Source organism: Nostoc sp. DedVER02, assembly GCF_034530675.2.
GTDB lineage: Bacteria > Cyanobacteriota > Cyanobacteriia > Cyanobacteriales > Nostocaceae > Nostoc.
The window spans coordinates 182,897-195,767 of sequence record NZ_JAVRCP020000003.1; the positions used below are offsets into that span (position 1 = coordinate 182,897).

Below are 12,871 nucleotides of genomic sequence, written 5' to 3' on the forward strand. Positions count from 1 at the left end.
GTAACTGTAGTTTAGGAATTGGTGTTAATTTAATAACTAAGTTGTATGACATTGGCAATAATATTAAAATTTAACTAAATTGATGGTAAAGACGCTTTTGTGGTCTGTATAGTAAATATCGATCAGTTGTTAGGCAACAAAAGAAACTAGTTGAAATTATAGCCATTACATAATAATACTTGAAGGAAATCTTGGAATCAACTGGACACTTGTTCAACTGGACACCCATACTACACTGTTAATTTAAAATTGGTGTAAGTAAATCACGCAAATCAAATGAATCAAAGGCAAAGTGTCATAAATAACTCCATAAAACTTGGGGATAGCTCGATTTAGTAAACTGTCGAGTATTTAATTTACACAAGCAGGGTGGGAATCTTGCCATTAGCGTCAAGTTAAGAAAAATTCCCTGCCCAAAGTGAGGAAATAAAATCATGGTTGATTTAGCCTCAAGAGCAAGAACTAAAGATGTCTCCAGGTCTTTTCAATTTAATCCCAGTTCTTCTTTCAATGCCTCCGGCACATTAACTGCTGTCTCTAATCCCCGCACACCCTCCCACTGCTGCTTTTTGCCCCAGGTCATTTTTTCCATATTGGCATCGCTGAGGTCTGCACCACCAAGAATGGCAAAACTGAGGTCACTGTTGCTGAGATCCGCGCCATTGAGGATGGCACCACTGAGATTACTGCCACTGAGATTAGCACTGTTAAGGTTGGCATAACTGAAGTCTGTGCCGAAAAGGATAGCGTCGGTGAGGTCAGCACCACTGAGGTCGGCTTCGCTAAGAATCACCCCACTGAGATCGGCTTCATTGAGAGTCACCCGACTTAGGTCTACGCCACTGAGGTCTGCACCTAAGAACATTGCACCGTTAAGTTTAGCATTGTTAAGTTTTGCACCATTAAGTTTGGCATAGCTGAGGTCAGCAGCGATGAGGATGGCATTACTAAGGTTGGTACTGAAAAGAATTGTGTCGCTGAGGTTAGTACCGTTGAGGATGGCATGACTCAAATCAGCACCACTGAGGTCGGCGCGGCAGAGGTCAGCATGGTTAAGGTTGACGCTGTTGAGGTTAGCTTCACTGAGATTTGCACCGAAAAGGATGGCATTACTGAGGTCAGCATGGCTTAGGTTGGTGCTGCTGAGGTCGGCGCGGTTGAGGTCGGCGCGGCTAAGGTCGGCGCGGCTAAGATCAGTGCTGCTGAGGTCGGCGCGGTTGAGGTCGGCGCGGCTGAGGTTGGCACAACTGAGGTTAGCACCACTAAGGTTTGTGCTGCTGAGGTCGGCACCACTGAGGTTTGCACCACTGAGGTTTGCATCGCCGAGGTTTGCACCGCTAAGGTTAGCACCGATGAAGTTTACGCCAGTTAAGTTAGCATCGCCGAGATAAGCAAGGCTGAGATCGGCACCGCTAAAGTCTGCCCCGGTGAGGTTGGCATCGCCTAGGTAAGCACTGCGAAAGTTACCACCTTTGAGAAATTGCCCAACTATACTGCTAAAGTTACCAATCTCTAGGGCATCGCTATAGTTGACGATCCGTAGTAGTTGGGATGTGAAAAAATTGTCTGTATCGGGTTGGGCTGATGGATAAAAGGTGATTTTTTGTTTGAGTTCATCTTGTTCTTGGGCATAGCGGTGTAACTCTAACAGTAAAATCAGTACGTTCAGCCCTGTATATATGTCTACCTGTCTCAACCCCAGAGCAATATTTTGTGCCGCTAGTTTTAACCTTGTTTTCTGAGGTAGATTATCATCTGGTGTCCCATCTATAAATTCTCCTTGACACCAACGACGATAAAAATCTTCTAGCCGCCAGAAAAGTACTTCTAGGCTAATTTTTTGATTAGACACAACAAATTGAATTATTTGTTGGACTATTTCTGGTTTGAGCGCTCCATTGCTTAGTAAATCATAAATCTCTGTATGCATCTGGCGATGTCCACTACGGGCTATGCCTACGCACACTTTCATATAGAACTCTGATGGTAGCGTGTCTAATGTGCGATCGCCTATCTTAGAAGTCCAATCGCTCCTTGATATTGTCCATTTTTCTAAGCTTTCTTGTAGTCTTTGAAACCATAAATCTTCATACAAATTATCTTGAGTACATTTACTGCTTTTGTCTAATTCTTTAATGCTTTTTGTTAGGGGTAAAACTGCTTCAGTTTCCACAGATGTCGTCTTTGGCATCTCTTGTAACCTTACATCCCTTACATAATTTCTCAGCAGTTGCCAAACTTGAGATAAATATGTTGACATTTCCGTGTCCGTTGTTACATTTTAATTACTGTTTTGATAATTTGGAACTAAAAATTATTCTGTGCTAGTTTGCTTCTCATTGCCAAAAATAAATAGTATCAATAAATACTACACGAAAAATATCATGGGTTGGGACATCTACGATGGGCTACACAAACGGCATTCTTGGACAATACTTGTCGGTTAAAGGGAAAAGGGGAAGGGGAAAAGGGAAAGAAAAAACCTTTAACCTTTACCCTTTAACCTTTTCCCCAAATCCAATTCCGAGTTAAAAATGCTTAACCGAGCAGTATGGCATTCTTGGATGTAGGCTTCTGCCTAACCCATAGTTAGCTCAAGCTTCTTCTCTTGATGCAAGTAAAGTGCATCGGAAAAAATCTTTCAAAAGTCAAGTAATTGTTCTACTTTAGTTAATTTGTTATACTTTTTTTCCCAGATATTTACTAGTCTGGTGTAAAAATAATACTTACTCTTTGTAAAAGACGCAATTGTTAGGAAAAATCATTCGGCACAAAGGCGTAACAAAGGTAGAAAAATAGCAACTAAAACTGAAGTCTAAGGTTTGCTGATTCATATAAAGCAGATGACAGAATCGGCAAAAGGCAGGCTACATAGCTTCGTAAAAGTTAAAAGTTAACTACGGTATCTTTATCGGGGAAATTGATGCGATGAACAACAGATTAACCTTTTATATAATTTTGTTACATGGTTTGTTTTTAGGAATAGCAACGGCTAACGCCAAGTCCCTAGCTGTGAACGGAGTTGATACATTGTCAGCGAACCATAAGGGTGTGCGGGTTTTAGAAGCTGTAGTTAAAGCCGATAGTCAGTTAACGACAGAAATTCCAACTAATATCTCAGCATTATCATTAAATAATATCAATATTCTTCAGAGACAGAGGCTAGCTTCAAGGCAAGTTTGGGTGGTTAATCAAAATAAACACGCACAGCCTCAACCGTTTATTTGGGTAGTAAAAGATCCTAAAAAGGCATCTGAACAACCATTTTTACAAGTTGCAAAACCCGCAGAAAAGCCTAAACCTACTAAAACACCAACAGCAAAGGATGAGTTAGAGGCGTTTGATGAAGTAGTGAAAGGAACCCAAAAGTCAGGGGGGTTATTTACCCTTTATCGCAATAAAGAAAAGAATAAAATTTATTTAGAGATTAAGCCAGAGCAACTTAATAACAATTATCTAGCTACGGCAACGCTGGAATCGGGCATTGGCGAACGAGGTATTTACAGTGGTATGCCTCTGCAAGATTTTTTATTTTATTTCCAACGGGTAGATGATAAATTAAACTTTGTTATCCGCAACGTCAATTTTCGCACTCGTGAGGGAGATCCGCAAGTGCGATCGCTAGCCCGGTCTTTTAGCGATTCCGTTCTCTATAGCATTGCTATAAAAAGCATTCATCCACAACGCAAAACTATTCTCGTAGATTTGGGCGATTTATTGCTGACAGATTTAGGCGGATTAGCTGCAAGTTTAGGAGTCCCAACAACTACAGACCAGTCCTATTTTGGCACTGCTAAAGCTTTTCCTCAAAACTTAGAAATTGAGTCAGTTTTAAATTTTTCTGGTGGCGCTAGCGGTGAAAGCGAAATAGCCAACTTTGCATCGCTAGCTGACAACCGTGGTTTTACCTTGCGTGTTCATTATAGTCTCTCCCAACTACCTGATAAAGATTATCGACCGCGCATTGCTGACGATCGCATTGGCTATTTCATCACCGCCTACCAAGATTTATCCAAAGACGATCGCGGCGATTCTTTTGTCCGCTACATAAATCGCTGGGATTTAGAAAAACAAGACCCTAAAGCATTAATTTCTCGTCCCAAAAAACCGATTGTCTTCTGGATTGATAACGCTGTGCCTTTAGAATACCGCGATGCGATGAAAGAAGGTATCCTAATGTGGAATAAAGCCTTTCTCAAAGCGGGATTTAAAGATGCAATTGAAGTTCGCCAGATGCCAGATGATGCAACATGGGACCCAGCAGATATTCGTTACAACACAATTCGCTGGATTAACACAGTCGATGGTTATTTTGCAATGGGGCCATCCCGCGTTAACCCCTTGACTGGCGAAATTTTGGATGCAGACATTCTCGTAGATGCCAGCTTTATCCGGGCACTTAAGAGTGAGTATCGCAAAATTGTCCAACCCAGCCAAACACAAAGCCAGACTACCTTATCAGCTTTGATGCAAAATCGTCTACTTTGTGCAAATGGTTTAAATGCCAAAAATAATGGTGTACCCCAGCAGATGCAAGGGCAACAAGGGTTGTTGAATAGTTTATCTAAAATGGCAGGAGAGTACGATTTATGCTATGGGATGGAAGCTGCTAACCAATTTGCCTTTGGTTCACTAGCGATGTCTTTACTGCCAGATACGATGGCCACTCCGGATCAAGTCAAAGAATATATCAATCAATATTTACGTTTAATTATCGCTCACGAAGTTGGACATACTCTTGGTTTACGGCATAACTTCCGTGGTAGTACTCTGTTAGCTCCCCAGGAGATGAATAATACGGAAATTACCAGAAATAAAGGTCTGACAACTTCCGTAATGGATTATATTCCCCCAAATATTGCCCCTCAAGGGACAAAACAGGGAGATTATTTTCCTAGTATGGTGGGGCTTTATGATGAATGGGCGATTAAGTACGGCTACATCCCAATTCAGACATCAACCCCCATTGCCGAAAAGCCAATTTTGTCAGAAATTGCTGCACAATCCTATAAGCCAGAGTTGAGTTATTCTACAGATGAAGATGTGTATGACCTTGACCCAACTGCTGATGCTTGGGATAACAGTAGCAATGTGCTGCTTTATTCCCAGTGGCAGTTAAATAATTCGCGGGTGATGTGGGAACGTCTTGATAAGCGTTACCCATTGGCTGGTGATAGTTACAGCGATGTCAGCGAACGTTTTAGCACAGTTTTGGGTAACTATTTTCAGCAAATATACTACACCACTAAATACATTGGGGGACAGTCTTTTTACCGTATTCACCCTAGCGAGATTCCCTCTGGAGTTGGGCAACAGCGATTACCATTTCAACCAGTACCAGTTGAAGAACAACGGCAAGCTTTAGAGACGCTGCAAAAATATGTGTTTGCAGAAGATGCCTTGAGCTTTTCACCAGAACTACTGAATAAGTTAGCACCTTCTCGTTGGCGACATTGGGGAAGTTATCCGCAAGTTGGGCGTTTGGATTTTCCAATTCATGATTTGGTGCTACTTATGCAGGGTTCTGTGCTGCGAGATTTACTCTCTGGCGATCGCCTCTCTCGCCTCAAGGATATTGAACTTAAAACTAAACCCGAAAATGCACTGACTTTACCAGAGCTATTTGACACTTTACAGTCTGGTATTTGGACAGAGGTAATCAAACCAAAAGGTAAACCAATGAAGATTGCCAGCTTACGGCGAGGCTTGCAGCGCCAATACCTGGACATTTTAACTGCTATGGTGTTGCGAAAAGAATATGTCCCAGAAGATGCTCGGACTTTAGCTTGGTATAAACTCAAACAACTAGATGAGAAACTCAAAGAGGCTAATTCCGAGGATGAATATACTAAAGCGCACTTACTAGAAACACGCGATCGCATTGAGAAAGTATTAAATGCTCCGTTGCAAGGAAATTAAAAGAGTTGGAAATGCGATTAATCGCGTCTGTAGAGGAGTTAGGAATAAAATTCTTAATTCCTCTTCCTCTTCTGGATTTTGGCAAAATATATTCATAATGCCTACACAAGATTCGCTGTAATTCTCTCAACTGAAATAATACAGATATATTGCGATTCATTATGTCTTATTTGTTGCACCATTATTTCCCTATCATTTCACTGTTAATTGTGTCTATCTTCAAGTCTAGATAAATCATGAGTCAAAGTGAAGCATCATCTGCATTTAAGTAGTTGTTGATTTGAATAACACTTACTTTTATATAGGAATCATACTTGATTTCTGAAAAATCTAAGTATTTGTAGGGTGTGTTAGTAACGCACCATTCTTAAGGCTTTGGTGCCGTACTCTCCGCGCTAACGCAACGCCAGTGACGCTCCTGCGTCGCTACCGCTACGAAGGAACTCAAGTCGGGAAACCCGCCCACGCGACTGGCTCCTCTACGTATCTTTTCAAAAATCAAATAGTAGTCCTATACATGGTTAAGCAAACATTAAGAATTCTCTCAAAATTACCAAATTTTTAAGTGTAAACAGTTACGTATGGCAAAATAAAGTTAAGCATAAACAAATATCTTTTTGTAAAGTTTTGTTCATTTTTTAAATCAGTAATGCTTTAGCGTGAATTGGGGAAACCCAGCTTTTTAAGCATGAGATTATAACAAAGACACCGAATTTAAGAGCGCTAAACGTCTCGAAAAATATCTTTTTTAAAGTAGGCTTTTAACCCATAACTAAAGTTTCTATAACAATTCCCAATTCCAAACTGAAAGGTTTTGCGAGTTTAATAAAAATTGGAGGTTATAAGATGGCAATTCGGAATAACTTAGTTAACAATTTCTGGCAAAGAGTACAAAAAGATTCAGTCAGTTGGGGATCGTTAGCTCTTTGGATCGGTGCATTAACTGTTCTATTAGTAATGCTTACCATGTTCTCTAACGCTTAGGTTATTCTAGTTCCTGGGCCATAGCCTGGGAACTAACATCTGGGAGACTTTCATCCCTAGAAAACTCAAATTATGAACTACAAACTTTTGGTAACAGTTGTAGTGCTAGCTACTACTAGCTTTGTTACTCCTGTAAAATCTCAAGAAACTACTACCGACACTCCAGCAAAATCGAATCAAGTATTGAATGCTTGTATTCAAAATCAAGCAGAAACTTTGCCAAATCCCTTTACTGATGTGCCAAAAGACCATTGGGCTTTTAAAGCAGTTATGACTATGCACTACTGTGGCGCATTCCGTAAAGCTACGCCACCAGCTTTATTTAATAAATTGCAACCAACAAATAGCCAGCAGCAACCGCAGAAAGAACCGCAGTTTGAAAAATAAAATAGGAGTCTTATAAATCAGGACTTACGCAAGAACCCTCTAAAACTCTTATTCCTTTGTGTCCTTCTCTAACGAGACGCTGCACGAATGCGTCCTTTGCGGTTCGTTTTATCATGATTTTGCGTAAGTCCTATAAATAATATATTAAATAGCAGAAATTAAGCCAATGAGTGAGAAGGATTGCAGAAAGACTGTCATCCAAACAGGGCAAAAAGTCAATTTTGTAGATATTGGCAGTTCATTTTTGCCTGCCTTTGAAAAGATAACGAGTGTTCTAGTTGTACCTTTTACTAAGGATGGTTTAATTGTATGCGCTCTCCTTGACCGTGGTATTGACCTCCCTGGGGGACACGTACAGATAGGCGAATTGACTTTTGAGGAAACTGCAAGACGAGAAGTTATGGAAGAGGTAAAAGTAACTCTAGGAGAATTAAAACTTGTAAAATTCATCCAGTCTGATTTTTACGGTAGTCAACCTGAGCAGCTTACATACCTTGTAGTCATGACTGGATTTGTTGAGGAAATAATCTCTAACAATGGCTACAACGATCTAAGTTTATGTACACATGAAAGTATGGGAAGACATATTATAGATATTGATGAATTCATCTCTCAATATCAAGCAGGCGATAAAAATGATATGCGTCAAATTGTGCTAGACGCAAAAAGTGTGCTATTCGGCATCTAATGGTATTTTCGCTTTTTGAAACACTTGCTCAACAGTAAATTCCAGTCCCTCTAATAAAGAATCTGTGAGTAATTCTTCTCCCATATAAGTTTGTGGTGCTGCATCTGGATAAAAAACAGTAATACTTCTGGCTTTACTATCTACCACCCACACCCGTAGAACTTTAGCATCCAAATAGTTTTTGGCTTTAGCTGCCATTTGTCCAAAAGTTTGTCCGGGCGAAATAATCTCAATCACCAAATCAGGAGGAACAGAACATACTCCTTCTTGATCCCAGTCAGGGGGTAAACGTTTATTAGAAATATATAAAATATCCGGTATTGGTGCCCAATCTCGTCCTCGCCGAGTTAATGCGACAGCTAATTCTGGGTAAACTTCTCCTTTTCCCTCACAGCATTGCTCAATCAAATTGAGAAGTGCGCGAGTAAGTTTAGAGTGAAATTTTTTTGGTGACATTTTAGGAATTGCTTGACCATCAACAAGCTCATAAGTTATATCTCCTTCACCTGGTGAAAGATTTAGGAAATCTTGCAAAGTTAATTGATTTTTGGCTTGGAGTATCATAGGTGGATAATTCGTAATTCGTAATTCGTAATTCGTAATTGAAGAATAAAGCAACTAATTTGAATTCTGGCTCCTGAATTATCTTGAAATTGTTTACATTGCCCGCAACACTTGCCGAATAATATCCGATGCCACTTCATCGGTAACTGTAACTACACCAATCTCTGTTGGTAAAACAAATCGCACTTTTCCGGCTTTGACTTTTTTATCTAACTGCAACGCATCAATAATTGCTTCAATATCCACCCCAGATGGTAACTGAGTCGGTAAACCCGTTTTTTGAATTAAAGCATTTTGACGTTCAGTTTCTTCTTTTTGCCACATTCCCAATTCCACGGCAATTTGACCGGCTGCTACCATGCCAATAGCCACCGCTTCACCGTGATTTACTAGACGATAACCTGTCAAGCTTTCTACTGCATGACCAATGGTATGCCCATAGTTGAGAATTGCGCGTAATCCGCCTTCTTTCTCATCTTTGCCAACAACATCAGCCTTGGCTTGACAAGAGCGAGTTAATATGGTGTTTATTAACTCAGGTTTTACATAGCGAAGCTGGTCAAGCCGTTTACTTGCTTCCAACTGGGCAAATAATTCAGCATCCCAAATTACACCATACTTAATAACTTCTGCCATCCCTGCCCGGAATTCGCGCATCGGAAGAGTTTTTAAAACATCTGGATCAATTAAAACCAAGCGCGGTTGATGGAATGCCCCAATTAAGTTTTTGCCATGAGGATGATTTACGCCAGTTTTGCCACCAATTGCCGAATCTACCATTGCCAAGAGAGTTGTAGGCACTTGCACAACATTAATGCCGCGCAACCAGGTTGCAGCTGCAAAGCCAGTCATATCGCCAATCACGCCTCCGCCCAAAGCCACCATAGTTGCAGAACGTTCTAGGCGGTTTTCTAAGGCGACATCGTAAAGTTTTTGGATGGAATTGAGGTTTTTGTAGCGTTCACCAGGTGGTAAGGTGCAGCTAGCAACTTCAAATCCAGCAGATTTCAGGGATGTAATTGCTCTTTCGCCAAAATGCTTAAAAATCGTCGGATTAGAAACCAGCAGTACCTTCTTGCCTAGCTTCAGATTGGCCATCTGTTGACCCAGTTGATCTAAATTCGCAGATGCGATCGCAATCTCATAAGATTGCTCTGGTAAATTTACATTAATTACAGAAGTCATTGCTCAACCCCAAAGAAGCGCCCGTGGGCTGTATTCTATCGCAATCTGGGGAAGAAGCAAGGGGGCAGGGGGCAGGGGGCAGAGGAGAAAAGAAGTAATAGTAATTTTAATTCTTCTCCTTGCCCAATGCCCAATGCCCAATGCCCAATTCCCAATGCCCAATTCCCAACAACTAATGATTCAATAGATTTAGGACGTATTGTGGAGAAAAATAAATGTTTGCAATTGCAGCTTACATCGGCTTTTTAGCTTTGTTTTTTGGTTTGGCTGTCGGTCTGTTGTTCGGTCTGCGGACTGCCAAGATAATTTAATCAAGAGACAGATCGAACTTATCGACCTATAAATTTTGAGGGACGGGGATTCTACCTGTCCCTCAATATACTGGAATACTGGAAAATAGCCTCTAAAAATTGCCGATAAATCTATTGAACTTAACTAATCAACAGCAAATTCTGTTGAACTAAAGTAATTTTGAAGATGATACTTTGTGGGTAGTAGAACGATCGCTCAATAGATTAGTTTGTTGCCCCACTAAAACACTCACTAGTACGATCGCTCCTCCAATCAGTTGAATTGGCATTAATGTTTGATCTAATACAATAAATCCCATCAGTGTTGCAACTACGGGACTCATCAATCCCAAGGAAGAAACAGCTGTTGCTTTTAATCGCTCAATTCCGCGAAACCAAAGCATATAAGCTAACCCAGTTCCCACCACACCCAAATAGACAAATCCCAAAAGGTTTGTTGCACTCAGGTTAGTCAATGGTTTTTCCACAATTAGGGCAATGGGTAAAAGAATCATCCCACCGATCACTAATTGCCATGCCGTAAAGACTAGCAGAGAAACTGGACGTTTCCAGCGTTTGGTCAATGTCGTTCCTAAACCCATTGTTACTGCTCCCGCGATCGCAGCACCAATTCCGATCCAATCAAGACGAGCCGCAGGACTGAGAACCAATAACCCAACGCCAATAAATCCGGCAATGGCAGCCATTATTGAGCGTTTTGATGGTTTATCGCCCAGTAAGAACCACGAAAATATCACCACTAACAAAGGTTGAATGGCTCCGGCTGTTGCTGCTACTCCACCAGGAAGACGATAGGCTGCTACAAATAACAAGGCTTGGAAAATACCAATATTCAACCCTCCCAGCAGCAAAATGCGCCACCACCAAACACCTTTGGGGAGTTGCCGCAAACTTGCGGTTAACAAAATACCGATGGGTAGCGATCGCAAAGCTGCAACTAACAACGGATGATTCGGTGGCAAAAGTTCCGTTGCCACAATGTACGTAGTTCCCCAAATTGCTGGTGCTAAGGCTGTCAGCCAAATATCAAACCTTCCAGCAGTCTTTAGCTTCATAAAATTTATCTCGACATCAAGATACTTGATATCGAGATTTTAGCATTTATCTTGATGTTAAGATATTTGATATCAAGAAACTTGCATAAGCAATCAGTAGAATGGCTTCCGATTCAGTCGATATGATTTTGGCGCAATGGCAACGTGAGCGTCCTGATTTGGACGTATCGCCAATGGGAGTAATTGGGCGTATGGGACGGGTAGCCAAGCATTTTGAACACGCAATTCAAGACACGTTTTCTCAGTTTGGACTGAATCTTGGGGAATTTGATGTGTTAGCTACCTTACGTCGCTCTGGCGAGCCTTACCAGCTTTCACCAACGGCATTGTTTAACACTTTGATGGTTTCATCAGGCACAATGACCCATCGCATTGACCAACTTGAGCAAGCTGGGTTGGTAAAACGAATTCCAGAACCGAGCGATCGGCGCGGCACTTTAATCACATTGACAGCAGAAGGTTTCAACTTAATTGAGAAAGCCGTAGAAGCTCATGTTGCCAATGAACATCGCATTCTCAGTGTTTTGCAGCAATCAGAGCGGGAATTACTTATTGGGCTGCTAAGAAAGCTCTTAGTTTCATTTGAAGGAGAATAGCAGCAACCTTGTTATTGAAGAAGAATTCAGAAGTCAGAAGTCAGAATTCAGAACAAAAAAACATTTAGTCTGGATTTAAACCCTTGACTAAATGTTTTGCACAAAATCAAATATTTATCCTACAACAGCCGGACTTTCTAACTTCTCCTGTCTTTGGGAAGGTGGACGCATCCCCAAACCAAGCAAATTCAGCATTTCTCGATCGCTATCGTAATCTGGACAGGGAGTTGTCACGGTCAACATTTTGTTGTCGTCGCTGGAAAATATAGAATTGGCTCCCGCCATAAAGCAGAAAGCTTGTTCAACTTCAGAAAGTCTAGCCCTACCAGCACTTAGACGCACATCAGAAGCTGGCATTAAAATTCTGGCTGTGGCAATCATCCGCACAATATCCCAAATGGGGACATCGGGCTGATTTTCTAAGGGTGTGCCTGGTACTTGTGAAAGAATATTAATTGGCACTGACTCTGGATGCGGATGTAAGTTTGCCAGAGTGTGTAACATCCCAACCCGGTCATCGACAGTTTCGCCTAAACCCAAAATGCCGCCAGAACATACGGTAACATTAGTCTGACGGACATTATCGATTGTATTTAAGCGATCGCTATAAGTTCTCGTGGTAATAATTGTGCTGTAATATTCCTGCGAGGTATCTAAGTTATGGTTGTAAGCGTAAAGTCCTGCTTCTTCCAATTTCTTGGCTTGATTTGCCGTCAACATCCCCAGAGTGCAGCACACTTCTAAACCCATTGCGGTTACATCCTTAACCATTTCCAGGACTTCCTCAAATTGTGAGTTATCCCGCACTTCGCGCCAAGCAGCACCCATGCAAATGCGACTAACACCAGTTTCTTTAGCTTTCTGGGCGATGTTAATTACCGTTTCCTTCTCTAGGAGTGCTTGCGCCTTTACCTCTGTTTTATAGCGCGAAGATTGGGCGCAGTAGCTACAATCTTCTGGACAACCCCCCGTTTTAATGGATATAAGCTTACAAACTTGTATTTTTGTTGGGTCATGATATTGGCGATGCACGCTAGCAGCTTGATAAATAAGCTCTAGCAATGGCGTATTGTATATCGCCCGAATCTCTAATTCCTGCCAATCGTAGCGTATTCCCACCACATCACTATCCTTCTTGTAGACTGGGTTAAATCTTGAGCTTTATTTTGGTTGAATTTCCTG

Annotated in this window: 10 protein-coding genes; 5 read left to right on the plus strand and 5 right to left on the minus strand. The window is 41.3% G+C overall.

Features of this window, described 5'->3' with window-relative positions; genetic code table 11:
* Positions 1–484: 484 nt before the first annotated feature.
* Entirely contained in the window at positions 485–2,260 is a 1,776-nt protein-coding gene (locus RMZ41_RS06365) for a pentapeptide repeat-containing protein (RefSeq protein WP_322734371.1), read from the minus strand.
* Between the two features lie 668 nt (positions 2,261–2,928).
* Here RMZ41_RS06365 and RMZ41_RS06370 point away from each other — a divergent pair.
* From RMZ41_RS06370 to RMZ41_RS06380, 3 genes are all read left to right on the plus strand, one after another.
* Entirely contained in the window at positions 2,929–5,919 is a 2,991-nt protein-coding gene (locus RMZ41_RS06370; protein ID WP_322640306.1) for a zinc-dependent metalloprotease, read from the plus strand.
* Between the two features lie 1,056 nt (positions 5,920–6,975).
* Complete coding sequence (locus tag RMZ41_RS06375; RefSeq protein ID WP_322640305.1) at positions 6,976–7,290, plus strand: S-layer protein; 315 nt, start codon at positions 6,976–6,978, stop codon at positions 7,288–7,290.
* A gap of 166 nt (positions 7,291–7,456) precedes the next feature.
* Complete coding sequence (locus RMZ41_RS06380; RefSeq protein WP_322640304.1) at positions 7,457–7,978, plus strand: NUDIX hydrolase; 522 nt, start codon at positions 7,457–7,459, stop codon at positions 7,976–7,978.
* On the opposite strand, the gene RMZ41_RS06385 is transcribed toward RMZ41_RS06380, so the two are convergent.
* Entirely contained in the window at positions 7,964–8,542 is a 579-nt protein-coding gene (locus RMZ41_RS06385) for a Uma2 family endonuclease (RefSeq protein WP_322640303.1), read from the minus strand. The two genes, RMZ41_RS06380 and RMZ41_RS06385, sit on opposite strands and share 15 nt — an antisense overlap.
* Before the next feature lie 93 nt (positions 8,543–8,635).
* Positions 8,636–9,727 (minus strand): 3-dehydroquinate synthase, encoded by a 1,092-nt coding sequence (gene aroB, locus RMZ41_RS06390; protein WP_322640302.1) that lies wholly within the window; start codon positions 9,725–9,727, stop codon positions 8,636–8,638.
* 215 nt (positions 9,728–9,942) lie between these two features.
* Between aroB and petL the strand changes: the two genes are divergently transcribed.
* Complete coding sequence (gene petL / locus RMZ41_RS06395) at positions 9,943–10,038, plus strand: cytochrome b6-f complex subunit PetL (RefSeq protein WP_109007553.1); 96 nt, start codon at positions 9,943–9,945, stop codon at positions 10,036–10,038.
* 149 nt (positions 10,039–10,187) lie between these two features.
* On the opposite strand, the gene RMZ41_RS06400 is transcribed toward petL, so the two are convergent.
* Positions 10,188–11,093, minus strand: a complete 906-nt coding sequence (locus tag RMZ41_RS06400; RefSeq protein WP_322640301.1) for an EamA family transporter — start codon at positions 11,091–11,093, stop codon at positions 10,188–10,190.
* Positions 11,094–11,194: 101 nt separating this feature from the next.
* On the opposite strand from RMZ41_RS06400, the gene RMZ41_RS06405 reads away from it, so the two are divergent.
* The gene (locus tag RMZ41_RS06405; RefSeq protein ID WP_322640300.1) at positions 11,195–11,689 is read left to right on the plus strand and encodes a MarR family transcriptional regulator; all 495 of its coding nucleotides are present in this window, start codon (positions 11,195–11,197) and stop codon (positions 11,687–11,689) included.
* 114 nt (positions 11,690–11,803) lie between these two features.
* Here RMZ41_RS06405 and bioB read toward each other — a convergent pair whose 3' ends face one another.
* Entirely contained in the window at positions 11,804–12,811 is a 1,008-nt protein-coding gene (bioB, locus tag RMZ41_RS06410; RefSeq protein ID WP_322640299.1) for a biotin synthase BioB, read from the minus strand.
* Positions 12,812–12,871: the final 60 nt, after the last annotated feature.